The organism is Vibrio sp. La 4.2.2, from assembly GCF_027586995.1.
Taxonomy (GTDB): Bacteria; Pseudomonadota; Gammaproteobacteria; order Enterobacterales; family Vibrionaceae; genus Vibrio; species Vibrio mediterranei.
The window spans coordinates 430,721-454,673 of the sequence record NZ_JAPPTJ010000003.1; the positions used below are offsets into that span (position 1 = coordinate 430,721).

Below are 23,953 nucleotides of genomic sequence, written 5' to 3' on the forward strand. Positions count from 1 at the left end.
AAAACGGGCATTGACTGTGGGAAACGGGCATAAGCGGCGGAAACCAGACATACATTGTGACATTTGAGTGTGTTCCAACGCTTCAAACGTCATATAGGCATAGCTAAATCTACCTACGTCACTGCATAATTTTGCCGTTTTGGTACTATTGAAAACACGATAAAAAGTACAATTGAGAATAGAAAGTATGACCAATCCACTCTCTTCAGAATGGAAGCAGATCAACTGGGTTCTGACCGATGTTGATGACACCTTAACGTGGGATGGCTCCTTGCCTCCTGACACTCTCATCGCCCTACAGTCTCTGCGAGATAATGGCATCAAAGTGGTGGCGGTGACTGGTGCTTGTGCAGGATGGTGTGACCATATTGCTCAGTTGTGGCCAGTGGATGCGGTACTCGGTGAAAATGGTGCATTCTTGTTGGAAAAGAAAGATGGCGCGTTGCAAATAACCACCGAGCGACCTTTGAATCAGATTCGCGCAGATCAAGCCAAACTCAAACAGCAAGTGCTGGATATATTGAGCGGCTTTCCTGATTTAGCGTTAACTCTCGACCAATCCTATCGACTATGCGAAGTTGCCATTGATATTGGTCAGAACCGTGAGTCTGTGGATCCGAACATTGTTCAACAGGTACTGGCTCGGATCCATGCTTTAGGTGCGCATGCTACTGCAAGTTCTATTCATATTAATGCTTGGTATGGTGACCACTCTAAACGCCACTCATCTCTTAGCTTCCTGAAAGGCAAAGGCATTGAGGGCCATAAAGTTGACGAACATTGCTGCTACGTAGGGGACTCTCTTAATGATCAATTGATGTTTGAGCGCTTACCTCTCACCGTGGGTGTGGCCAACATTACGCACTACTGGGATAAGCTAGAACACAAGCCTAGCCTTGTGATGACTAAGCCGGGTGGCTTCGGATTTGCTGAGTTTGCCGAGAAACTGATTGCGCTCAAGCAAAGTTAATAGCAATAAAAAACGGCCATAATGGCCGTTTTTTATTGGGTATAAATCAACTAGATTAACTTGTTTCGAATGTGAATGACTAAGGCTTCAGCAATAATAACGACTGCGAAAATCGTCACTAATACCATTGAGACTTTCTGCCATTCGAATAAGTTTTGAGCATCATTAAGAACCACGCCGATCCCTCCAGCACCAACTAAACCAAGTACTGCAGATTCACGTACGTTGATGTCCCAGCGGAACAACACAATCGAATAAAAAGCGGGCATTACTTGAGGCCAATAACCTTTGACAATCACGCTCATCCAAGACGCCCCCGTCGCTCGTAATGCCTCGATAGGCCCCATGTTCACTTCAGCAATGGCTTCCGAGAGCAGTTTCCCTACAAAACCGACGCTGCGGATCGCAATCGCCATAATCCCAGCCAGAACACCGGGGCCAAACAGTGCAATAAACAATAACGCCCAAACCAATGAATTCACCGAGCGCGAAGATACCAAGAAGAACTGAGCAATCCAGTTTAATGTTTTGCTTGGTGTAATATTCGGTGCATTAAGCAGCGCGAGAGGTATTGCAAAAATCAAAGTAAATAGTGTACCCAGTGTTGCGATATGCAGCGTTTCTATCATCGCTCCATGAATGGTTTGCGGGTAGAAAGCGTAATCCAAAGGCACCATGCGCTGAAACATGTCAGCAAATTGCGCTGGCGCGTCATACAAAAATTCGGGAATCACTTCCACCGTTTGCCATGACCAAACGATGGCAGAGACCAGACACAAATACACAGCGAAGCGGGCAATTCGTTCGTTGGGAGTAAAGCGTTGCCACTCTTTATCAATAGCTGCTGTAGTCATTAGAAGATTCTCCTCACGATATTAGACAAGAACTCGCCAACCAAAATGAGTGCAATAATGGTGATGAGAATGGCAGCGACAAAATCATAGTCAAAGCGTTGGAATGCAGAGAACAAGGTGCCGCCAAGTCCACCAGCACCAACGATCCCCACCATGGTTGAGTTACGCAAGTTAGAGTCAAGCTGATAACTGGCAAAGCCGATGAAGCGGGTAAACACTTGTGGCATCACCGCGTATAAAATCACGCTGACAAAACTTGCTCCTGTTGCTCGAATTGCCTCTACTGGCTTAAAGGAGATCTCTTCTATCGCCTCAGCAAAGAGCTTGGCAATGAACCCGATGGACGCGAACACCAGCGTCAAAATACCCGCCAATGCGCCAAACCCAACCGCTTTAACAAACAAGATGGCAATAATGACTGGGTGAAACGAACGACATAATGCGATAAAGCCTCGCACCGGAGTAGACACAATCAAAGGCATTAAGTTTCTTGCAGCGAGTAAACCCAAAAAGAGCGAAATAACGATGCCGAAAAAGCTTGAAATGATCGCTATCTGCAAGCTCTCCGCTAAACCACTCAATAACAGGTTAGTGCGAGAAAAATCAGGTGGAATCATACGAGAGATCAGTCGTTCACTCTCACCAAAACCTATGATTAATCGGTCAAATGTCAGACCCAATGTCGACACGCTGTAAAACAGATACGCCACAACCGCAACAACAATCGCGCGACTTGTCCACGACGGTTTGAATGGGTTTTCAACATTGATTTTTGCGCTCGGAGTTAGTCCAACCATGACTCACCTCCATAAATGATTTTCAGATCTTCTTCGGTAATTCCCTCAGGGCTGCCGTCGTAATGTACCTTGCCGTTGCACATGCCGATGATGCGTTTTGCAAATCGCTTCGCTAGATTCACATCGTGGATATTAACCAGAACGGGAATATTCTTCTGCTCAGCAAAGGTCTCCATCAGCTCCATGATTTCTACAGCGGTTTTGGGGTCCAAAGACGAAGTCGGTTCATCGGCAAGCAGAATATAAGGGTCTTGCATCACAGCTCTTGCAATACCAACGCGCTGGCGCTGACCACCAGACAGGCTATCAGCTCGCTGGTTAGCAAAATCTTGTAAACCAACAAAATTGAGCAGTTCAAATGCTTTAGCAAGATCTTCTGAAGAGTATTTACGTCGCCACGCATTCCAAGCACTCATATAACCCAAACGGCCGCTTAGTACGTTCTCAATCACCGTTAAACGTTCCACCAAATTGTACTCTTGGAACACCATACCTATGTGTCGGCGCTGCTTTCTCAACTCTTGCCCCTTTAGCTTGGTTAGGTCTTCTCCTTCAAACAGGATTTCACCGGATGTTGGGTCGTTGAGACGATTGATGCATCGAAGTAAGGTACTTTTACCAGTACCAGATGGGCCAATGATCGCGATAATCCCCGGTTCATCGATATCGATATCGATCCCTTTTAGGATTGGCTTACCTGCGACATATTCATGGAATAGGTTATTGATTTTGATTCCGTCGTAGCTTGCTACAGCCATACTGCTTTCCTTGTGTTTACCCTAATTCGCTCTCGATTGTTCAGCGTCTTAGGCAAATTTTGAATGAACTATGCCCTACCCTTGAGGGCATAGTTAACAAAGATCTCATGGTTTAAATTAGGGGGAGTTATTGAGTGCTAGCTTGCTTTGCTAGTTCCGCAGCTTTCTTCTTAGCACGCTTCGCCGCATCTTTCTCAGCCAACTTCTTCAGACCCGCCTTGGTGTAAGCCGTACCCGTCGCATGTGCGATATCCCGAATCACGCCCCACTCCTCTTGATAAGTGATTGGTGAGAAACGGTCAGCGCCTTTAAACGAAGCGCTCATTTCTGGGGTAAAACGGTAACTAAAGAATGCTTCTTTTATTTTCTCAACCAACTCTGGCTTCAGGTTATAAGAGTACCCAAATGCTGAAGTTGGGAAGCGAGGACTGCGGTAGATGATTTTCAGTTCTGAATCGTCAACACGACCCGCTGCAACCATACGGTCATAGACGTCTGACGCGACTGGCGCGGCATCATAGTCGCCGTTGTAGACGCCAAGAATAGATTGGTCATGTTTACCTGAATAAAGCACTTTGTAGTCTTGGTCAGGTACAAGTCCTTCAGCAGGGAAAAGTGCGCGTGGTGCTAGGTTACCAGAGTTAGATGAAGCAGAAGTGTGAGCAACCTTTTTACCCTTTAAGTCAGACATGTCGTTAATACCGCTGTCTTTGCGAACAATAGTAATCAGGTTGTAGCCTTGGAAGCCAGCTTCGTCACCTTTTACTGCAATCGGGACATAGCCTGCCAAGTTTACTGCATAACCTGTAGGACCTGTCGAAAAGCCTGCGACGTGAAGTCGGCCAGAACGCATCGCTTCAACCTGAGCAGAGTTTGAGTGCACCGTGTAGTAAATTACGCGTTTACCAGTAATCTTGCTCAAATGTGCTTGGAAGTCAGCAAACGCATCTTTGTACAATGCCGGATCTTCTACTGGAGTGTAGGTAAATACTAAGGTACTTGGGTCAATCCACTCATCGGGATTTTTCGGAGAGTCAGCGACCAAATCGTTGTTTTCATCACAGTATCTATCGTCAAGTACGCCGCGGCTAGAGCATTCATTTGCTAGAGCGAGGGAAGGTGCAAGCAGCGAGGTGGCGATTAACAGTCCTTTAACACTGATTTTCATATTCAAACCTTATTTTCACGTTGTTGTTGTAATCAAGTCACGTATTGCATGTGACGTGCCAACAATTTTATTTTTATTATTCAATTAGTTAAATCACACCACTCAAACACGTTAGCTAAATGGGTCAAAAGTGTCCATTAAACAAACCGTCATTTGAGTCAGTTTTGTCCCAACTTTTTTTGCAAAGATTAACGCCACTAAAAAAGGGCCCGAAGGCCCTTACTCTACCTTCAAAAATCTACGATTCGATGTCCATACAGTTAGCGTAATAGGTCACTGTTGCCGGCCAATCACTAAACACACCCAACACACCTACATCTTTGGCTAGCACATCTAGCATGACCATCATGTCACCATCTTTTGTGATAGCTGGTTTGACTGATTGATAGTACCATCCGCCGCCATTGTTCAATGGTCCAGAACGTTCTAGCGTCCAAGCGATAATGTCTAAATCAGCTTGCTTGGCCAGTTTCGCATAATCAGATGCCACTATTTGTCCTTTATCATCAAGTTGCACTAACGCGAACAACGGTGGGGCGATAATATTGACGCCCTGCTTATGCAGATCTTTCATGTTCTCTAGAGAAGCAACAAAGTCTTTCTGCTCATAAACACGGTCATCAAGATACACTGCTTGCTCGCCAAACTCCGGTGTCTCGGCAATCCAATATTTCACGTCATCTAGGTTAAATGACTGAACGTAAGTATCGGAAGGCGCAAAACCCGCGGCTTTGAGTTCATCAATCAATTTTTGCGCGTACATTTCTTGACTAAAGCCATCAAACGGCATTTCAACCGCTGCCGATTTTAGCTCCGGCGTCACTTTGACCCCATGCTTCTTAAACAGAGCAGCGCTCTCTGCATGGGTCATTAACGTACCACTTTGTGCATACAGATCCGTTCTCCAACTTGGCGTTCCCTGCATGTATTCTTCGATAGTGGTCGCTTTCGGGTTAGCGCCATCCATTTTGCCTTTCAAACGCTTAAACTCCGCCAGAGTAAAGTCTGATGTGCGGCACTCAACTTGTGCGTCTTTACCGGTAGATGGATCGGCTGGCTGGAAAGGTATGGTGCATTTTTTTGCAAGATCTGGGTGTGCCAATACATCGGTTGTTGTGTGCAAATCACTTTGAGAGTGACGACAAACCAGTTGCTTGTCTTTGGTGAAGGTAACATCACACTCCAGTACACCCGCTCCCATCTCAATTGCAGCTAGATAAGACTCTTTAGTATGTTCAGGAAACTGCATCGCAGCACCACGGTGTCCGATAGAGAAATCACTGCGCTCAAACGCGCCATTACTGCAACTCAGTAGCTTATCTTTAAGAGGGCTATCATCCATGCTATTCACCAGATAAGCCGGTCTTGGCCCCAAATTGGCGGGTTCATCAGCCCAAACACTTGCTGAGCTTACTGCCATCAGGACGCCTGCCACTGCTGTGAGTATGTGCTTCATTTAGTTCTCCTTTCATCTCGTTACTCTACGAGAATCAATCCTTGTTAGTGGTCACGGTTTATCGTTTATAGGAACGAAAACGTTGGTTTTCTACACCCTATTTTACCGTGAAGGATGTGACAAAATTATCACAAGTACGTGATTTGCACCCTTCATGCCAAAACAATAAAACTTTTAATTTCAGTTAATTAGAACTTCCACTTACAAAGAACACTGGCTATTGGGTCACTATTGTCCTTCACCATTCACTAAGCGACTTGCCATTATCTCCGTCACTCTTCAAGCCTTAGGTCACTTTAAAATCGTCCTTATCCAAGTGGTGCTTTTTCATTTTCCGATAGAGCGTCTTACGCGGTAAGTTCAATTTGCTAGAGACGTCATTTATGTTGCCAGCCGATTCAATTAACGCCTCAGTCAATACATTGCGTTCGTATTGTTCCATCTGTTTTTCAAACGCAAACTCGGTCTCACTGGCGTCTTGTATTGGCGTTTGTAAATCAAAGCCATCACCAACGATGCCTAATACAAAACGATCCGCAACGTTACGTAGTTCCCTCACGTTACCCGGCCACTCATGACGCGATAGCTGTTGAATCTGTTCCGAATAAATCGTGGAAGGTCGAGTCTTGTATTTCTGACTCGCCTGGCCAACAAAATGCCTAAATAGACTCTGGATATCTTCTTTACGTTGACGCAATGGCGGCAGATTAAGACTGGCGATATTAAGGCGATAGAAAAGATCCGAGCGGAACTCGCCAGTATCACTTAATGCTGCAAGATCTGCCTTACTGGCCGCTACGACAACAATGTCCACTGGTATTAACTCATTCCCACCCACACGCTCAATGACTCGCTCTTGAATAACACGCAGTAGTTTTATCTGTACCGCTATGGGCATACTCTCTATTTCATCAAGAAACAACGTCCCCCCATTAGCCTGCTCAATTTTGCCAATGCGCTTTTTGTTGGCACTGGTAAATGACCCCGCTTCATGACCAAACAGCTCACTTTCAATAATACTCTCGGTCATTCCACCACAGTTGATAGCGACAAATGGTTTGGCTTGTCGGCGACTAAACTGGTGAAGTGCTCTTGCTACGACTTCTTTTCCTGTTCCTGTCTCGCCATTAATAATGGTATCCACCCCTGTGTTAGCGAGCGCGAGCACTTGCTTACGTATAGTTTCCATCGCTTTAGATTGACCAATAATCACGGATTCAATCGCTTCGCTGTCGGTCGACTCCAGAGATGGGGTACTAGCGAGAGTTTGTTGCGCTTGTAACTGAGCTAAATCGAGCTTGGCGATCACCTCATCGGCATTAAGCGGCTTTTCGATAAAGTCGAACGCCCCCAACTTCATTGCTTCGATAGCCATCGGAATATCCCCATGACCACTCATCAATAAAACCGGAACTTGTGGCGCGCGATGTTGAATTGAGCTTAACAATGTTAGGCCGTCAACCGAGGGCATCCTGACATCACACAACACAACCGAGCGACTGTTATTGGTAAGTGATCGTAGCGCTTTTTTTGGGTCAGTGAACGCCGTAACTGCGAAACCTTCAAGTTCTAGCATTTCACTTACTGCTTCTACTACGTCGTGTTCGTCGTCAATGAGGACGATGTGTTTTTGTTGTGTCATGATGGATTGCCTTGTTGCAGAGTCACAATAAACTCAGTGCCCTGATCAATCTCGGATTGGACGTGAATCGTCCCTCCAAAATCTTGAATAATGTTGTATGCAATAGAGAGCCCAAGCCCGAGCCCCTTGCCTGAACGCTTAGTGGAGTAAAATGGGTCAAAAAGATAGGGTAACTCATCGGCAGGTATGCCTTTCCCATTGTCCTGGACGGAAACTGAAACTGTTTTGGTGTCGCTCCAAATGGAAACCACCAATAGTGGTTCAGCGTTCCCTTCCACAGCGTCTAAGGCGTTGCTGACCAAATTCACCAAAACTTGTTCCAATCTAATGCTGTTGGCTCGAACCAAACAGTCCGGCTGCTGTTCGAACACAATCGATACCCCCTCTCTTCGGTTATCAAAGAGTTCAAGAGCATCTTCCACCACCTTGTTTAGCGGTACGTTTTCAAGCCTACCGTCACTTTTCCCAGCAAATGCTTTAAGGTGTCTGGTGATTGCTGCCACTTTCTCCAATAGCACTTCGATTTTTTGAAGGTTGGTTATAGCTTTATCGGGGCGCTCTTTTTCAAGCCACCGCTGTGCACTTCGGACATGGCTATTAACCGCAGTTAATGGCTGATTGATTTCATGAGTAATCCCGACACTGAGCTGCCCCAACGCCGCGAGTTTCCCCGCTTGAATCAATTCGTTTTGGGTAATACGTAATTTTTCCTCTGCGGCCGTACGCTCCACCACTTCCGCTTCCAAGCGTCGGTTGGTCTGCTTCACCACTTTCGCCGTTGACTGAAACACTTTGAGGTATTTCGCCATTTGCGTCACTTCGTCATTACCACGAATCGCCACTTCAGTATCTAAATGACCTGTCGAGATAGCGAACATGTTGTGTTTCAGCTGTGTAAGTCGTTCAAGAATGTTCTTACGTACATAAAACCATGAGATACCCACCGCCGCTAACACACTAAACAGAGACAGCGCTAACGATAACTGTTGATTTGAAAGCAATGACTGTTGAACTACAGCAATGGAGTTGTCGATGTTGCGATTAACCTTATTGGTATTAGATTCAATTTGCACCGTTAACTGGTTCAAATGGTCGCGGCTGTTCTGCAAGAAATACTGCTCTTGATATCGGTGATCCAGTGCTTTGTTTTTAAGGGTATACAGGCGACTCGAGCTAGAAGACAAGTCGTAAATAATCGAGAGTTTTTGGTCGATCTCAGGAAACTGTAACTTCACGCCACTTTGTTGCCATAACGTCCACCACTCTTGACCAATTTGCTCAATTCGGTAAGTGGTGTAATCGAGCTCGTTAAAGCTGGCATCGCTATAGAGCTTTTCCACCAGCCCAAGTTGGTAGTACAGCAACGACTTCATCTGTGTGTATTGAATTTGAGCTTTGGCTGCAGTTGGCAACTGGTCCAGTGACTGAGTAGCTTGTTTCAATAGCGGGTAGAAGCCTTCCAGCAGATCTCTCAGCTCTAGATTGAGTTGTTGTGATTCGTTTTCGCTTTGATGCAATAAGCTCAAGCTATTACTGACCTGAGCAATCATTTCTTTGTAATACGAGTGATAATCCGGAAACTGGATCATAATCTGATCCATCTCATCAATGGCACGCTCTATCTTCTGCATGGCCTGTTTTCGCTCTAAATTCGAGTCCGCTTCACTAAGCTGAGAAGAGGTGGTAATGATCAATCGAACTTTGTCATTGAGCAGAGCGGCCTGCTCCAACGCTGGGATCTTGTTCTCTTTCAGAACAATAAGACGTTGGTTAAGGTCATTGAACGTATAAGTGGTAACCACAGAGAGGATTAACGTTGTGAACGCGAGCATAGCGAGTGCCAGAATGAGGCGCAGTTCTATACCTCGCAATCTCATCCAGCGTTGTTGGCGCATCAAAGAAACCACACGACGAAATCTCGCCGCCACGCTTTGGTTAGAGTGTTCACGTAACTCACGTATCATTTCCATTGACTGATTTGCCCTCTACACCACCAAATCATTAACAAGCCATATAAAACACCATAACAATAATTAAATAAAGGACATAGTCCGCTTTTTGAGAGAATGGTTGATAGGCACAATTAGCTAACATCTTATGAACTAACCATTTTTTACAAGCACTCTAGATTGATAGACGAGGAAAATTGCGATATTAGTTAGCTATAACTTAAATTTTTGGTAACACTCGTGGCAGATAACTCTATCGAAAAAACCGTTTCATTCGCCTCTGTCATTGATTTGGTAAATGCCTACCCATTGTTGCCAGCCGCTTTGCGCGAACAGGTAGAAACATCGAGTCACCTTGACGGTATAATGCTAAAGGTTATCCAAAATAGCGCTAAGCTATCGCCATCGGATCGGCTTCCAGAAAGCCAAATGGTTGCCTTGTGGTCACTGCTCGAACAGCACCATCCATCGCCCGACATTGGACTCATCATTGGGCGAACCATATCCCCTGAATCAAAAGGTGTACTAGCAAGTTGGGTGAGCCAATGCGCGACGTTGAGAGATGCCTTTAACACATTCCAAAGTAATATTTTGCTGATGAATGCTTCGGAGTGTTGGCGAGTAGAAGACGATGGGCAGCAGTGCCGCTTAACCCTCTCCATTGAATCACTGCATAACTACCCTCGAGCCGCCATCGAACGTAGTATGAGTGCGATGGTGACGTGGGCGAGAATGCTGAGTGCTCAATCCTTCCCGCTAACCAAAGCTAAGTTTGGGTATTTGGCTCCGACCTATGTGGATAAATATCAGCCAATCTTTGGAGAAGTCATTGAATTTAACTGTTCTGATCACCAGCTGATATTTGAATCGAAATGGCTCAACCTTCCCATTGTGACAAGTAGTGAGTATCTGAAAACGATGATGGCAAAAACCGCACAAAGTCATCTTGAGACGCTAACGAAAACTCAACCTGTCCAGCAGCAAGTCAGGACCATAGTAGTTAACGGACTAGAAAATGGAGAACTACTCAGCGTAGACAAGGTTGCACAGCAATTACACACCAGCCGACAAACCCTCTACCGCAAACTGGAAAAAGAGCATACCTCCTTCCAGAGTATTCTTGATGATACTAGAAAGCAGTTTGCAGTTCGTTGGCTAACTCAAACCCCGCCTCCAAGCGTGACCGAGTTGAGCTATCGTCTTGGTTTTAAAGATACCAGCAGCTTCTATAAAGCCTTCAAGCGCTGGTATCAGGTTAGTCCTAAGGCTTACCTTTCGAGATAAACTGTTTAAATGCCTCTGCTGATCGTTCTGGGACCTCTTCCATCGGTAAATGTCCCACATCGTCATACACCACAGCATAAGAGCCCCGAATATCACGCTCAAACTTTCGTGCATTTTCAGCTGGAAAGTAACGGTCTTCCTTCCCCCACAGAATAAGAGTCGGCTTAGCAACTTGCGTTATCTTATCCGAGTCCTCATCCAGCGATGCCTTGACCCGACGTGTAAATCCCTGTCGATTTTGTTGGTAGGTGGTCAGTTCGTAGTATCGATCAATCAACGCCGCATCCACGAGTTGCGGGTCGAAGTAAACCTCTTTAAGCCCATCCTCGAACATAAACCTTGGAGTGACATGTTCCATTATTTTATCGATGACTGGCCACTGGGCCATCTCAATGCCTGGCGGCCACGATTGTTGCGGATACCCTAACGCGTTTATCAACGTAAGGGTTTTAACCTGCTCTGGATGTTGCAAACTGTACTCCCACACGATGCGCCCTCCTAAAGAACTACCAACAAAATGTGCCTGTTCGATGTCGAGTTCTCTAATAAAAGCGCTCAAAAAAGCAATATCGTCAGCGATTTCGTACTGGTTCTGAGGCAGATGCCCGGTCAAGCCAAAACCCGGTAAGTCCATACGTACGACGCGATAGTCCTGTTTGAGGATTTGCGTCCATTGTTCCCACGCGTGAAGTGACGATGAAGTGCCATGCAGTAAAATCACCACCTCACCCTGTCCTTCATCTCGATAATGCACTCGTTTACCTTCCACAGTGGTAAATTTCGAGGCGTGATTTGTGTATTTCTGTTCAATGGCTTGTGAGCTATTTTGTGCGCCACATCCTTGCAGCAACATGACCAAAGCCATCATTGGTGCCACATTCCAATTCATACTTCCTTCTCCCTGCTTACTGCGCTTTCCATTCTAGAAGCTTGAGTGTAGAGACTATGGTGGTGAGAAATAGGTCGTAAGGTTGCAACATCGCGTTCTTAGGACTCATTTGACTTTAGTGAGGGAACAACAACGAAGGAGGTCAAGGGAAAGAGCGATTTATACATAGACCAAGCCATGACGGCTTGGTCTTTGCTCGCTGGTTAGCTGACTTTTGAAGCATCAGCAGGATGACAAATCGAGTATTTTGCTTTGATCACGTCAGCAATTTTCTCGGCGATCATGATAGTCGGTGCATTGGTATTGCCACCCACCAACGTCGGCATCACAGATGCGTCGACCACCCGCAGATTATCCATCCCGTATACAGACAGTTCACTATTTACGACCGCTTCAGGGTCATCCGAAGTCCCCATCTTACAGGTGCCAATCGGGTGATACTGAGTATCGGCGCGATTGCGGATATCTTGCTCAATCGCGGCGTCATCGTCCGGGTCAACCGGATAGAAACTTGCCCCGCGAACGTCATCAAACGCCTCACTTTGCAGCATCTGATACTGTTTTTTCCAACCTTTGATCATCACTCTCATGTCATCAGGTTCTTGGAAGAAAGCAGGGTCAATGCTTGGAACGTCGTAAGGATCGGCGCTATTTAGGGTTACCGTGCCGGTACTTTTCGGTCTAAGTAGCGTTACGTGAGAACTGAATCCATGGCTCATGTGGATTTTTCGAGCATGATCGTCCACCACCGCTACGACGAAGACAAACTCTAAGTCAGGCACATCGACGTCATCATCAGAGTACAAAAACCCGATACCTTCGGCGAAATTACTACTCAGCTTGCCTTGACGCTGTTTGAACCATTGAGGCACTGCTTTACTGGCCTCCGACGCCATTTTTAGTGATACACCAAAGGTGTCACGTTTGGCCGTAGTTCGGTATGAGTGCACCAAGTCGATATGGTCTTGCAGGTTCTTACCTACTCCCGCCAAGTCATGCACTTGGTCGATACCATGTTTGTCTAGCTCTTGCTTAGGACCGACTCCTGATAGCAACAGCACTTGCGGAGTACCAAACGCACCAGCGCTTAGAATGACTTCTTTATTGCAGTAAATTTGGAAACGCTGCCCTTTCATTCCATACTCTACACCAATCGCTCGCTTTCCATCGAACAACACCTTATGCGTGGTGGCTTTGGTGAGCACGGTTAAGTTAGGACGATTAAGGTTTGGCGTTAAGTAAGCTTTTGCCGCACTGCACCTCTCACCGTTTAATTGTGTCACCTGCGTTTGCATAGCACCGAACTGTTCAGCACCGTTCACGTCATGGTTGGTCGGCACGCCAATTGACTCGCACGCTGATAGGTATCTTTCCACCATTGGGCTAGGTGATCGCAAGTCAGCGACGTTCAGCGGCCCACCTTGGCCATGAAATTCATCGTGATGAACTTCATTGTTTTCTGCTTTTTTGAAATACGGTAGACACTCATCGTAGCTCCAGCCTTCATTCCCTAATGATGCCCAAAGATCATAGTCATAACGGTGACCACGTGCATACATCATGGCATTGATTGAGCTCGAACCACCCAAGGTCTTCCCTCTGGGTTGATAACCCTTACGACCATTGAGTCCAGGCTGAGGAACGGTTTCAAACCCCCAGTTGTTGATTTTGGTTGGCATCATCACAACACAGCCAACGGGCGTATGAATAAACGGACTGGTATCTTTACCTCCGGCTTCTAGCAAACAAACATTCACAGTAGGGTCTTCTGATAGCCTTGAAGCAAGCACGCAACCTGCTGAACCACCACCGACAATAATGAAATCATAGCTGTCCATCGACTGCCTCCATCACATCCAATGGATGCAGTTCGCGTTTCAAGATCTTTCCTGTTGCCGTCATTGGCAGTGATGCTCGAATAAATACACGGCGTGGATATTTGTAATCAGCAAGTTGACTACGGCACCACGCTACCAAGGTTTCGCCATCACTGGTGCAGTTTTCATGCAACACTACGTGAGCATGAATTTCCTCACCAAGTCGCTCATCATGCTCACCGACAACAGCCACCATTTCTACATCCGGATGACACATCAGTACTTCTTCAATCTCACGTGGATAGACGTTATAGCCACCGCGAATGATCATATCTTTCACTCTATCGACAATGAATAAGTTGCCGTGCTCATCAAGTCGTCCAATATCACCACTCCAGAACCAACCATCACGTAACGCTTCTGCACTGGCTTCGGCTCTGCCGTAATAGCCTTTCATAACACTCGGGCTCTTAATGCACACTTCACCCAACTCGCCAACAGGCAGCGCATTACCTTGAACATCAGATATCTTAATCATATGACCGCATAACGGCTGACCTACACTACCTGGTAAGCGGTCACCGTCGATATGATTGAAAGTAGCAACGGGCGCCGTTTCCGATAAGCCATAGCCTTCCAAGACAGGTAACTCAAAGCGCGATTCGAACTGACGAATCACCTCTACTGGCATGGACGCCCCACCAGAAACGCCCAGTCTCAAGCTATGTTTAACCTGTTCAGATTGCTCTGGTAATTGCTCGCCCACCGTCAACAGAGCGATATACATGGTGGGTACCCCCGCAAAGACACTGACTTTGTGGTCGATGATTTGTTGAATAACCAACTTAGGGTCAAAGCGAGGAATGAGCACAATCGACGAGCCCGTAAGCACACTGGCGTTCATCATGACGGTTTGACCAAAACTGTGAAATAAAGGTAGGGTCGCCATCGTGGTATCGCTGTACTCTAGTCGCATTAAATACTGAGAGGACATTGCGTTTGCCAGCATATTTGAGTGAGAAAGCTCTGCGCCTTTCGGTTGTCCTGTCGTACCCGACGTATAAAGAATGACTGCAGTATCGTCCCCTTGCATTGCTGCAGATTCAAACACTTGCGGCGGTTGTTGCAACCACTGCTCTAATGAGTGTTCACTCTCATCAACTGTCATCATGGGTATGAAGTGTTCACAGCTGTCCACTTGAGAAAAGCCCAAACGTCCGTATTGCTCACTTGGATCCATGTCTTGATTTTCAAAACAGAAATACGCTTTAGCATCAGAGTCTTGCAGATGGTAGGCGATCTCCCGGTTCTTAAACAGCGTGTTGAGCGGCACGACCACGCAGCCTGCCTTTAAAATTCCGTAATAAGCGATGGGGAAGTAGGTAACATTTGGACACGAAAGCGCCACTTTGTCCCCTTGTTCCAAACCAAGTTGCTTGAGGTTGTGAGCAACAGTGCTAGCCGCACTCTCCAGTTGTTGATAGCTGATCTCCTCTGCGCACATTCTGAGAGCAGTTTTGTCCGGGAAGAGCGCAGCACTGCGCTCAAGATTAACAGCAAGGTTATGCATCCTAGGTCTCCTTGTAGGTGTACCACGCCAGTAAATACTGGCGCGCCGAAGATTCTTAAAATGGTCCGTTGTTAGTGGATTAGGTTATTAGTGTTATTTTGAGGAATGGGTTTTGAGGTCTGGGTCTGGCTTACCAACAAATACGCGCAGCACCAACTTCTGAACAAGATTACCGTAAGGCGGAGAAAAGAGCTGGATAGGAAACCACTCTCTCATTTGCAACACTGTGCGTGCATGACTCAACTCACGAAAACCTTCTTCGCCGTGGTAGTTACCAATACCAGAGTTACCCACACCACCAAATGGCACCGAATGGTTAAGTACATGCCAGCCCCAATCGTTTATGGTGACACCGCCACTATGAGTTTGATTTAGCAGCGCTTCTCGTTGCTGCTTGTTGTGACTAAACAGGTAACAAGCTAACGGCCTTGGGCGCTCAGTAATGTATTGCACCACATCGTCAATTGACCGATAACTATGAACTGGCAATAACGGCCCAAAGATTTCTTCCTGGCAAATTCGCATACTCGGTTTTAGATTAGTGGCGATAAAGAGCGGCATTTTTCGACCTTCGCCTTGAGACAAACATTGAGTGATCGTCGCCCCTTTAATTCGCGCATCTTCGACTAGAGCAGCAAACCTTTGATACTGTGCATCATCCACCAGAGATGTGTAATCAGCGTTACCCTCGATCTCCTCGTACATCTTGATGTGAGCTTTTTTGAGCGCTTCTACAAATGCATCGACCTTGCCTTCTGGAACAAACGCATAATCCGGAGCGATACAAATCTGTCCTGAGTTAAAGCCTTTGCCATGAGCAATACGGCTTGCTGCTTTCTCAATATCGTAGTCATCAAAAACCACCACCGGAGACTTTCCGCCCAGCTCCAACGTCACAGGCGTTAGGTTAGCCGCCGCATTGGCCATTATGGTTTTGCCGCTATTTGGTGACCCGGTAAAGACCAGATGGTCAAACGGCAAGTGAGAGATTTCCATCGCTTCTGGATGCGTACCATCAACAATTCTGACTAGATCTGGCGCGTATATCTCGGCCAACATTTTTCGCAGAGCCTTTGTGGTTGCCGGACAGTTAGGCGGCATCTTAATCATGCAGCGATTACCTGCTGCCAACGCGGTAATCATCGGGCCAATAGAAAGATAAAGCGGAAAGTTCCAAGGACAGATAATCCCCACCACACCTTTTGGTTGATAGCGAACCTGTAACTTATTGCCTTTAAACAACCATTCCGTTGGGCGACTTTTCGATTTCATCCAGCTTTTCAAGTGGCGATTGACATGGTTGATATCGAGAATAGGTGCTAACACGTCAGCCATTAATGACTCGGTATGGCTGCGCCCGCCAAAGTCATCACTCATTGCCTTCGCTAGCACCGATTGATATCGCGTTAGCTGTGTTTTAAGAGCCTGCAATCGCTGTTTTCGCACGGCAAGTGAAGGGTTGGTCTCTTGTTGGTATGCGGTTTGAAGCTCAGAAAACCAAGTATTAAGCTCGCTCACTTCGACACTTTCGCATTCAGAACTTACATCTTTTACCCAATCAATCATTTCGCTCATTTATTAATCTCGCATTGAAATTTGCCTCATTACAACATTCTGATAACATTGAGCACAGGTTACATTGAGACAAAAAGCGGTGAAATTCGGACATTGTTCAGACATTGAGATCCCACAATCACGTTAACTTATTGAAAGTCGCCTATTAACCTTTTTGGAGAAGTTGGATGCAATACACGGCAGTTTATGAGCCAGATACTCAAGCTTGCGGGATTTTAGATCTTCAGCTTATGGCGCGTTATCTCGACAGTCGCTTTGCCACCGAATCATTATTTGAAGGTACGACCGTCACTTCTTCCCAACTCTATCAGCCAGATACACAGCTCACTTTTGCTCAAAAGATGGCTATCTTCAGCAACGCACTCACTCAGACAAATGAAGCGGGTTTAGGGCTCCAAGTGGGTAAGCAAGCAAGGTTCAGTGATTTTGGAGTGTTGGGCTATGCGGTGTTCAGCAGCAACACCATGCTTGATGCTCTTATGATGGGGTTTAAATACCTTCGTCTGGCCGGCCCGGTGCTTAAAAAGAAGATGTGGGTCGAAGGTAATCTCGGTTATTTTCGCGCCGAGCAACTTATCGATTTAGACGAACTGCTGCCGTTTTGCTCCGAGTACTGGTTCACTGCCATTCAAAATTTGTGTGAAGAGGTGATGCAACAGCCGTTCCCTTCAACACTGATTAAGTTTCCCTTCCCTGAGCCAGAATATGGTCATCTATACAAACAGGTTTTTCATTGCCCCATTGAGTTCGATAGTGATTGTTTGGAATGGCAGTTTGACGCTACGGTACTCTACGAGCCTCTACCCGCCGCCAATGCAATGACGCTGAAAATGTGTTTGAAGTCTTGTGATGAAATGCTAGAAAAAGCCGAAGGCGGTACCAGTTTGCAAGAAAAAATCAGTCAGATATTTATCGAACGTCTGGGCAACTATCCATCCATTGAAGTCTTGTCTTCCGAGTTGGGCATGTCATCACGTACGCTGCGCCGTCATTTGAAAGCAGAAGGGACCAGCTATCAACAGGTGCTTGATAATGTGCGCTATCGACTGGCCCGCCACTACCTGCTTACTACACAAATCACCATGGAAGAGATTTCAGAGCGAATTGGTTTTTCTGACAGTGCCAATTTTCGGCACGCATTTAGGAAATGGAGCGGGTGTTCGCCGAAGGAGTTTCGTAAGGCAGGTGAGCAATAGGTGCTCTACTGTTGTTCGTCTTATTACAACCCGTCATTTCCTTGAAAAAGGAAATCTCCTGCCACAAGTGACTCCCCTACCTTATTCTCAAAAAGAAAACGAATGTTTGAGCTGTGCTGAAACTGTTTGAATGGAGTAAAACGGTGACGTCGGTGTGCGCTGGGAGTAGATTCCTGCTCGGAGGCAGGAATGACGTGCACTTGAAGCAATTTCTAGTATGAAAAACACCCTCATTAATGCCTTCTAGACCACCAAACCTCTAATTAAGCATGTTGTTATTAACAATGTGATACCGGTTTCAATTTTAACTAAATGGCATTGCGTAAAAAAGAATCAGCACGTAAATTGAAACTAGTTTCAATTAGAAGGAGCTTCCGTGTTTGATATCTCGATAATGTATCGATACTTAGACTCGTTTATAGAAGGATTTGCGATAACCGCTAGTATTAGCGTCGCTTCTATTATTGGTAGTTTTTGTATTGGTTTGCTGGTGATGTTTGCGTGTATTAGTCAGTCAAGAGTACTGTCTAAGACAGGCTATACCTACATAAATATATTTAGGAACATTCCTTTTATTGTGCAGGTGTTCTTTATTTTTTATGGCTTACCTGAATTACGCATTTTCATTGATCCCTACACCACGGGAGTGCTGGCGCTTTCTATTGCCGTTGGTGCTTATTGTGCTGACGTGCTGCGCGCAGCCGTTCAGCAGGTCGATCGAGACGTGATCGAAGCCGCTCAATCTTTCGGCTTAAAACGCTTAACTATCTATAGAAAGATCATTCTTCCTATCGCGTTGCGCAACTCGATCAAACCGTTAGGTTCGATCTTCGTGAACCTAATTTTGACCACCTCTATTTTATCGACAGTAACACTTAACGAACTCACAGGAACCGCAAAAATCATTGCGGCGGAAACATTTAGACCATTTGAAGTCTACTTCTTCTTATTACTGTTCTACTGCGTGCTGACGTACATCTTATCCATTCTTATCACTTTAGCGCACAAGCGACTAAATCGATTTTCTGAAGCGGGAGCATAGCAATGTCTAGTAATGAATTTGTCCCCTATGACCTTATTGTTCTGCTTAGTGGCATCAGCGTTTCGTTAAAGGTGTTCTTGGTTTCTAGCTTGTTTGGCGGTTTGTTGGGTTTGGGGCTCGCGCTCTTTCGTCACTATCGATTCCCTCTATTGAGCCAGATTTCTGTTTTTGTGAGCGAGTTTCTTAAAAACTCCCCAGTTTTGGTTCAGCTGTTCTTGATCTACTTCGGCCTGCCGATTTTCCTCTCCATGGACATGTCGGCGGAACTAGCCGCCACAATCACGCTGACAGGCAATACGGCTGCATTTGTCTCCGTCATTATTGTTACCGCAATGGCAGCGGTTGATAAAGGTCAGATTGAAGCTGCACGCTCGTTTGGCATCTCAGAGATGGTAATTTTGAAGAAAATCATCACGCCTCAAGCACTGCTAGTTGCCATTGCACCGCTCGTCGGTCTTGCGGTCAACCAGCTTCAGGTAACATCACTGGTCTCCGTTATCGGGGTTATGGACATTACTAAAGTCGGCGCCATTTTGAACCAACGTACGTGGCAGCCATTTATTGTTTGGCCTGTCATCGGGCTGACCTATTTCGCCATGTCGATGGCCATCTCCAAGCTGGGCAGAAAGCTCGAGCTCTACTTACGAAAACATCAAACTTGGTCTTTAGCATAAGGTGATCCCCATGATTTCAATTAACAACGTAAAGAAGTCGTTTGGAAGCAACGACATATTAAAAGGGGTTAGCCTAAATATTGAGCAAGGCGATGTGGTCTCTATTTTAGGTGCAAGTGGCTCTGGAAAATCTACCCTGCTGCGCTGTATCAACGGGCTAGAAGCGATTAATGATGGTGACATCACTTTCCGCGACCTCTCTGTCTCCAACAAAGCGGAATTACAAAAGATCCGCACGTCAGTGTCGACGGTGTTCCAGCACTTTAACCTTTACCCGCATTTGAGCATTTTAGACAACATCACCCTCGCACCTATTGAAGTGCTAGGGCAAAGCAAAGAGCAAGCTGAAAGCACCGCGCGAGAACTGTTGCAGCTTGTTGATTTAGCGGACAAAGAGACCAGCTTCCCAGCTCAACTCTCTGGCGGACAAAAACAGCGTATCGGTATTTGTCGCGCTCTAGCGATGAAGCCGGAGTGTTTGCTACTAGACGAAGTAACCAGTGCACTTGATCCAGAGATGACCTCAGAGGTGCTTGACGTGCTCGCTGACCTTGCCAAATCAGGCACAACATTAATCTTTGTCACTCACGAAATTGCCTTCGCGAAAAAGATCTCCAATCGCATTGTTTTCCTCGACGAAGGGGTAGTAAGAGCTGACATGGACAAAGATGCTTTCTTCTCCGATGAGGGCGGTAAGCAAGACGAAAGAATTAGACGATTTTTAGAGAAAATGGATAGCAAGTAATGATTGTATTATCAAATTCAGAAGCCTGGCCGGGAATCGACGACACGGTAAATATGCTTAATAACGGCGACAATGGTCTTGATGCGATCATTTGTGGTATTGAAAAAGTCGAAGCAGAACCAAGAATTCGCAGTGTTGGTTACGGTGGCTGGCCTAACCTATTGGGTGATATGGAATTTGACGGTGCGGTAATGGACGGCAACACGCTTCGAACCGGTGCCGTTGGGGCCGTCAAAGATCATTTTCATGTCACGCGCATTGCCAAAAAGGTGATGGAAGAGCTGAACCACGAGATCCTCGTAGGTGAAGGTGCGACACGCTTTGCCTATGAAATGGGTTTTGAGTGCCCTAACCCTCTACTAGAAGACTCTAAAGAGGTGTGGTTTAAGAAGCTTCAAGAAATCACTGGCGAAGATAACCCTGATATGTCGACTCGTCCGCTTGCACACCTCAACTCAATGATCACTGACCCAGAGAAAGTCCGTGATACCACCGTCTTTCTCACCAAAGACAGTACAGACAGTATTTATGCAGCCACTAGCACCTCGGGGTGGGCATGGAAATACCCGGGACGCCTTGGCGATTCACCTATTGTCGGCGCTGGCTTTTATGCCGATAGCCGATATGGCGCGGCGGCCTGTACTCATACTGGCGAAATGACCATCAGAGCCAATACCTCCTACTCCATCGTAATGGCGATGCGTCTTGGCTTTTCGCTCGATCAAGCGGTGGATATGGCCATTGAAGAACTAAATTCGCTTAGAACAGGCTTTTTGGCTGGCGTTGTCATTCATGCGATCGACAAAGATGACAACTACCGAGTAATCAATTTTGGATGTGAAGAGGACATCAAATACTGGGTTTACAAATCTGGAATGAGTAAACCTGAACAAAGAATAGCGGAAAGACGCTATATGGATAAACGAAATGAAATGGAGAACCACAATGAAATTTAAGGCATTGGTTGCCACCATATTGGCAAGTGCACTCGCAATCAGCTCCACCTCAGCGTTTGCTGGCAAACTCGAAGACATTCGAGAGCGCGGCTACATCAAAATCGGTGTATCACTTGGTGGCGAACCTATCGGATTCCGTGATCAAAAGAATAACCCAGCAGGTTATGACGTTGATCTAGCGAAACGCCTAGCAGAAAAGCTTGGCGTTGAGGCACGCTTCACTGATGTACATGGTGACGCTCGTGTTTCAATGCTGTTTTCTGACCAACTAGATGCGGTCATTGGTAACATGTCAGCGACATTAGAACGTGCTAAATCGGTGAATTTCTCCATTCCTTATGCACGTGCTGGTCTTCGTATTGTTCATCAAAAAGACCAAGATATTAATTCACTGCAGGATCTTGCAGGCAAACGCGTTGTTGTAGGACGCGGTTCTACAGGCGAAGCTTTTTTGAAACGTGAAGTGCCAGAAGCTGAATTAGTTTATACCGATAACTTCGCACCAGACGGTGTATTGTTGCTTCGTCAAGGCCGTGTAGATGCGGGTATCGAAGACAGCTCTCTGATTGATTACCTAGCCACCAACAACCCAAATCTTGTGACTCTGCCAGGCTTACACTCTAATGACCCTATCGCCATTGGAGTTAGAAAAGGCGACGCCGAGTACTTACGCTGGATGGATATGTTTGTCTCTGACTACATTAACTCTGGTGCTTATGAAGCCTCTTACCACAAATGGTGGGGTGCGGATGCTAACCCACCTAAACTAGCGGGTACTTGGTAAACCGATAACTCAAAGGCCCTTTCCCCCGGGCCTTTTTTTCCTCTCTATCTTTCCATAAGTTTCAATGAGCGAGCTGTATGAAAATTGAAGTCTGTATCGATAATATTGAATCACTGCACACTGCCATCGAGGCAGGCGCCGACCGAATCGAATTGTGTAGCGCTCTGTCACTGGGCGGCCTAACGCCTTCATTAGGGTTAATAACTCAGGCTGTCGCGGTTTCCTCCATTCCTATTTACGTGATGATTCGCCCTCGTGATGGTGACTTTGTCTTCAGTGAAGAAGAAATCCACTTTATGGATCAGGAAATACTCAGCTACAAGTTGCTTGGCGTTGATGGCGTAGTTATTGGTGCACTGAATCCCGACGCTACCATCAACGAAGATGCCCTGCGTCGATGGACAACCGCCGCTCAAGGTATCGGAATCACTTTTCATCGCGCATTTGATTTAGTCGCCAACCCGATAGAGAGTTTAGAGCTCCTCTGCCATTACCCGATTGAAAGAATTTTAACTTCAGGTCTCCAGCCGACTGCGCCAGAAGGTAAAGCGATGATTAAACAGTTAGTCGACACCGCTCAGGGTCGCCTATCCATTATGGCGGGCTCAGGAGTAAACGACAGCAATGCGCTTTCACTGGCTGATACAGGCATCACCGAGCTGCACCTTTCTGGTAAAGGTCAGCGCCCTAGTAATATGATTCAACAGTCCTCACAAATCTCCATGGGAACAGAAAGTTGCGATGATTGGGTCTCGGTAACAGACTATGATAAAGTGAAGAAAATCGTGAGGTTATTTGTGAATGAGTACTAAAACGCTACCTACATTACAGGATGTAGCAGACCGAGCAGGCGTATCAAAAGCGGTTGCTTCTCGGGCTTTTTCGAAAGAGAAAAAACCCATATCTGAAGTAAAAAAGCAGCGCGTATTGCAAGCCGCCGAAGAACTCGGTTACGTCATGAATCCCTTCGCGCAAAGTTTGAATAGTAATACCACTGGACTCGTCGCCATTGTGGTCAACCACATTAGTGATTTGAGCGACCTTGAGCTATTTGATCATTTACTACGAGGACTGCAATCAATAGGCAAGCTGCCGATCTTCATCCGCATTAAAACCGAGCAGGATATTGCATCAATTACCGACAACGCGTTCGTTCATCGCGTAGACGCGGCGATCATTTTCTCGGATCTCATTGAACCTAAAGACATGCCAAAGCTGTTTCTTACTCCGCGAGTGATTAACCTTAACGGGCAAAACTGGGACAATACATGGTCGGTGTTACTCGACGAAGAACAGGCCATTCAGGATGCAGTGAATTATGCAGTTCAATCCGGCGTTAAAGAAGTTCATTTACTTGCCGGACGACAAAGCTCTGCCGTTGAAGAACGTCGACTTGCTCTCTACCAAGACAATCTCGAACGCCACAATATCTCCCTGAAAAACATCGCCTATTGCAACTACAAGTACAATGAGGCGAAGCAGTATCTCATCGGCAATTCAAACGACATTGTTCAACCAAACAACGGTGTGATTTGTACCTCTGATGCCATGGCGATGGCAGCGGTGGACAGCTTTGGTAACCAAGATGACCGTCCAGTAATTATTGGGTTTGATAATACTTTCTTCTCTCATTTTGGCTCTTACCAATTCCCAAGTATTGGTTATTCAAAGGAAGAGCTGATTGATATTGTGTTGGAGTTGATTTCCTTATCGTCGGATAAGGAGAATCTCTCTGGTGAAAAGTACATTCGTAACTTTTTTAATTGTCATTGAGATTGGGATTGAATGCCACACTTGAGGGCGGTAAGCGCTTTGAGTAGATTCCTG

The 23,953-nt window shown here is 46.1% G+C and carries 21 protein-coding genes; 10 read left to right on the top strand and 11 right to left on the bottom strand.

Translation table 11 applies throughout. The features are described from left to right. Window positions 1-178 precede the first annotated feature (178 nt). Window positions 179-970, top strand: coding sequence for an HAD-IIB family hydrolase (locus tag OH456_RS08340; RefSeq protein ID WP_198558260.1), 792 nt, complete (start codon window positions 179-181; stop codon window positions 968-970). Window positions 971-1,020: 50 nt separating this feature from the next. Here OH456_RS08340 and phnE (OH456_RS08345) read toward each other — a convergent pair whose 3' ends face one another. From phnE (OH456_RS08345) to OH456_RS08375, 7 genes are all read right to left on the bottom strand, one after another. Beyond that, window positions 1,021-1,824 carry a phosphonate ABC transporter, permease protein PhnE gene (gene phnE, locus OH456_RS08345; protein ID WP_270033249.1) on the bottom strand — a complete coding sequence of 268 codons (804 nt, stop codon included), beginning with the start codon at window positions 1,822-1,824 and terminating at the stop codon, window positions 1,021-1,023. Then, window positions 1,824-2,621, bottom strand: a complete 798-nt coding sequence (phnE, locus tag OH456_RS08350) for a phosphonate ABC transporter, permease protein PhnE (RefSeq protein WP_270033250.1) — start codon at window positions 2,619-2,621, stop codon at window positions 1,824-1,826. Before phnE (OH456_RS08350) ends, phnE (OH456_RS08345) begins: the two co-directional genes overlap by 1 nt. Beyond that, window positions 2,609-3,379 (bottom strand): phosphonate ABC transporter ATP-binding protein, encoded by a 771-nt coding sequence (gene phnC / locus OH456_RS08355; RefSeq protein ID WP_006071560.1) that lies wholly within the window; start codon window positions 3,377-3,379, stop codon window positions 2,609-2,611. Before phnC ends, phnE (OH456_RS08350) begins: the two co-directional genes overlap by 13 nt. 127 nt (window positions 3,380-3,506) lie before the next feature. After that, complete coding sequence (phnD, locus tag OH456_RS08360; RefSeq protein WP_270033251.1) at window positions 3,507-4,547, bottom strand: phosphate/phosphite/phosphonate ABC transporter substrate-binding protein; 1,041 nt, start codon at window positions 4,545-4,547, stop codon at window positions 3,507-3,509. Window positions 4,548-4,785: 238 nt separating this feature from the next. Beyond that, window positions 4,786-6,003: a glycerophosphodiester phosphodiesterase family protein gene (locus OH456_RS08365; protein WP_240206626.1), complete on the bottom strand. Its 1,218-nt coding sequence runs from the start codon at window positions 6,001-6,003 to the stop codon at window positions 4,786-4,788. Window positions 6,004-6,289: 286 nt separating this feature from the next. After that, window positions 6,290-7,645, bottom strand: coding sequence for a sigma-54-dependent transcriptional regulator (locus tag OH456_RS08370; RefSeq protein ID WP_038228059.1), 1,356 nt, complete (start codon window positions 7,643-7,645; stop codon window positions 6,290-6,292). After that, on the bottom strand, window positions 7,642-9,615 hold the full coding sequence (locus tag OH456_RS08375; RefSeq protein WP_270033252.1) for a sensor histidine kinase: 1,974 nt from the start codon (window positions 9,613-9,615) through the stop codon (window positions 7,642-7,644). Before OH456_RS08375 ends, OH456_RS08370 begins: the two co-directional genes overlap by 4 nt. 219 nt (window positions 9,616-9,834) lie before the next feature. Between OH456_RS08375 and OH456_RS08380 the strand changes: the two genes are divergently transcribed. Then, window positions 9,835-10,878: an AraC family transcriptional regulator gene (locus OH456_RS08380; protein ID WP_270033253.1), complete on the top strand. Its 1,044-nt coding sequence runs from the start codon at window positions 9,835-9,837 to the stop codon at window positions 10,876-10,878. On the opposite strand, the gene OH456_RS08385 is transcribed toward OH456_RS08380, so the two are convergent. The 4 genes from OH456_RS08385 to OH456_RS08400 all read right to left on the bottom strand — a co-directional run bounded on the left by OH456_RS08385 (window position 10,856) and on the right by OH456_RS08400 (window position 16,729). Beyond that, window positions 10,856-11,767, bottom strand: coding sequence for an alpha/beta fold hydrolase (locus OH456_RS08385; protein WP_268667129.1), 912 nt, complete (start codon window positions 11,765-11,767; stop codon window positions 10,856-10,858). The genes OH456_RS08380 and OH456_RS08385 overlap by 23 nt on opposite strands. A gap of 203 nt (window positions 11,768-11,970) precedes the next feature. After that, entirely contained in the window at window positions 11,971-13,605 is a 1,635-nt protein-coding gene (locus OH456_RS08390) for a GMC family oxidoreductase (protein ID WP_063605568.1), read from the bottom strand. Beyond that, the gene (locus OH456_RS08395) at window positions 13,592-15,154 is read right to left on the bottom strand and encodes a long-chain-fatty-acid--CoA ligase (RefSeq protein ID WP_270033254.1); all 1,563 of its coding nucleotides are present in this window, start codon (window positions 15,152-15,154) and stop codon (window positions 13,592-13,594) included. Before OH456_RS08395 ends, OH456_RS08390 begins: the two co-directional genes overlap by 14 nt. 93 nt (window positions 15,155-15,247) lie before the next feature. Next, complete coding sequence (locus tag OH456_RS08400) at window positions 15,248-16,729, bottom strand: coniferyl aldehyde dehydrogenase (protein ID WP_270033255.1); 1,482 nt, start codon at window positions 16,727-16,729, stop codon at window positions 15,248-15,250. A gap of 167 nt (window positions 16,730-16,896) precedes the next feature. Between OH456_RS08400 and OH456_RS08405 the strand changes: the two genes are divergently transcribed. The 8 genes from OH456_RS08405 (at window position 16,897) to OH456_RS08440 (ending at window position 23,899) form a co-directional block, all read left to right on the top strand. Further along, window positions 16,897-17,925: an AraC family transcriptional regulator gene (locus OH456_RS08405; protein WP_270033256.1), complete on the top strand. Its 1,029-nt coding sequence runs from the start codon at window positions 16,897-16,899 to the stop codon at window positions 17,923-17,925. Window positions 17,926-18,301: 376 nt separating this feature from the next. After that, window positions 18,302-18,967 carry an amino acid ABC transporter permease gene (locus OH456_RS08410; RefSeq protein ID WP_239914254.1) on the top strand — a complete coding sequence of 222 codons (666 nt, stop codon included), beginning with the start codon at window positions 18,302-18,304 and terminating at the stop codon, window positions 18,965-18,967. Window positions 18,968-18,969: 2 nt separating this feature from the next. Then, window positions 18,970-19,641 carry an amino acid ABC transporter permease gene (locus OH456_RS08415; protein WP_239941568.1) on the top strand — a complete coding sequence of 224 codons (672 nt, stop codon included), beginning with the start codon at window positions 18,970-18,972 and terminating at the stop codon, window positions 19,639-19,641. 10 nt (window positions 19,642-19,651) lie between these two features. Next, window positions 19,652-20,386, top strand: a complete 735-nt coding sequence (locus OH456_RS08420) for an amino acid ABC transporter ATP-binding protein (RefSeq protein WP_006071547.1) — start codon at window positions 19,652-19,654, stop codon at window positions 20,384-20,386. Beyond that, window positions 20,386-21,342, top strand: a complete 957-nt coding sequence (locus tag OH456_RS08425) for a N(4)-(beta-N-acetylglucosaminyl)-L-asparaginase (RefSeq protein ID WP_124940932.1) — start codon at window positions 20,386-20,388, stop codon at window positions 21,340-21,342. Before OH456_RS08420 ends, OH456_RS08425 begins: the two co-directional genes overlap by 1 nt. Then, the gene (locus OH456_RS08430; RefSeq protein WP_006071545.1) at window positions 21,332-22,126 is read left to right on the top strand and encodes a transporter substrate-binding domain-containing protein; all 795 of its coding nucleotides are present in this window, start codon (window positions 21,332-21,334) and stop codon (window positions 22,124-22,126) included. Before OH456_RS08425 ends, OH456_RS08430 begins: the two co-directional genes overlap by 11 nt. A 77-nt stretch (window positions 22,127-22,203) precedes the next feature. After that, window positions 22,204-22,938, top strand: a complete 735-nt coding sequence (locus OH456_RS08435; RefSeq protein ID WP_270033257.1) for a copper homeostasis protein CutC — start codon at window positions 22,204-22,206, stop codon at window positions 22,936-22,938. Continuing rightward, window positions 22,928-23,899, top strand: a complete 972-nt coding sequence (locus OH456_RS08440; protein WP_270033258.1) for a LacI family DNA-binding transcriptional regulator — start codon at window positions 22,928-22,930, stop codon at window positions 23,897-23,899. Before OH456_RS08435 ends, OH456_RS08440 begins: the two co-directional genes overlap by 11 nt. Window positions 23,900-23,953: the final 54 nt, after the last annotated feature.

Excerpts from the sequence above, each read along its gene's own strand:
- OH456_RS08395 (WP_270033254.1), bottom strand. The coding sequence starts at position 15,154 with ATGCATAACCTTGCTGTTAATCTTGAGCGCAGTGCTGCGCTCTTCCCG.
- OH456_RS08365 (WP_240206626.1), bottom strand. The coding sequence starts at position 6,003 with ATGAAGCACATACTCACAGCAGTGGCAGGCGTCCTGATGGCAGTAAGC.
- OH456_RS08440 (WP_270033258.1), top strand. The coding sequence starts at position 22,928 with ATGAGTACTAAAACGCTACCTACATTACAGGATGTAGCAGACCGAGCA.
- OH456_RS08435 (WP_270033257.1), top strand. The coding sequence starts at position 22,204 with ATGAAAATTGAAGTCTGTATCGATAATATTGAATCACTGCACACTGCC.
- phnD (WP_270033251.1), bottom strand. The coding sequence starts at position 4,547 with ATGAAAATCAGTGTTAAAGGACTGTTAATCGCCACCTCGCTGCTTGCA.
- phnC (WP_006071560.1), bottom strand. The coding sequence starts at position 3,379 with ATGGCTGTAGCAAGCTACGACGGAATCAAAATCAATAACCTATTCCAT.
- OH456_RS08390 (WP_063605568.1), bottom strand. The coding sequence starts at position 13,605 with ATGGACAGCTATGATTTCATTATTGTCGGTGGTGGTTCAGCAGGTTGC.
- OH456_RS08385 (WP_268667129.1), bottom strand. The coding sequence starts at position 11,767 with ATGAATTGGAATGTGGCACCAATGATGGCTTTGGTCATGTTGCTGCAA.
- OH456_RS08415 (WP_239941568.1), top strand. The coding sequence starts at position 18,970 with ATGTCTAGTAATGAATTTGTCCCCTATGACCTTATTGTTCTGCTTAGT.
- OH456_RS08425 (WP_124940932.1), top strand. The coding sequence starts at position 20,386 with ATGATTGTATTATCAAATTCAGAAGCCTGGCCGGGAATCGACGACACG.
- phnE (WP_270033249.1), bottom strand. The coding sequence starts at position 1,824 with ATGACTACAGCAGCTATTGATAAAGAGTGGCAACGCTTTACTCCCAAC.
- OH456_RS08375 (WP_270033252.1), bottom strand. The coding sequence starts at position 9,615 with ATGGAAATGATACGTGAGTTACGTGAACACTCTAACCAAAGCGTGGCG.
- OH456_RS08405 (WP_270033256.1), top strand. The coding sequence starts at position 16,897 with ATGCAATACACGGCAGTTTATGAGCCAGATACTCAAGCTTGCGGGATT.
- OH456_RS08420 (WP_006071547.1), top strand. The coding sequence starts at position 19,652 with ATGATTTCAATTAACAACGTAAAGAAGTCGTTTGGAAGCAACGACATA.
- phnE (WP_270033250.1), bottom strand. The coding sequence starts at position 2,621 with ATGGTTGGACTAACTCCGAGCGCAAAAATCAATGTTGAAAACCCATTC.
- OH456_RS08370 (WP_038228059.1), bottom strand. The coding sequence starts at position 7,645 with ATGACACAACAAAAACACATCGTCCTCATTGACGACGAACACGACGTA.
- OH456_RS08430 (WP_006071545.1), top strand. The coding sequence starts at position 21,332 with ATGAAATTTAAGGCATTGGTTGCCACCATATTGGCAAGTGCACTCGCA.
- OH456_RS08400 (WP_270033255.1), bottom strand. The coding sequence starts at position 16,729 with ATGAGCGAAATGATTGATTGGGTAAAAGATGTAAGTTCTGAATGCGAA.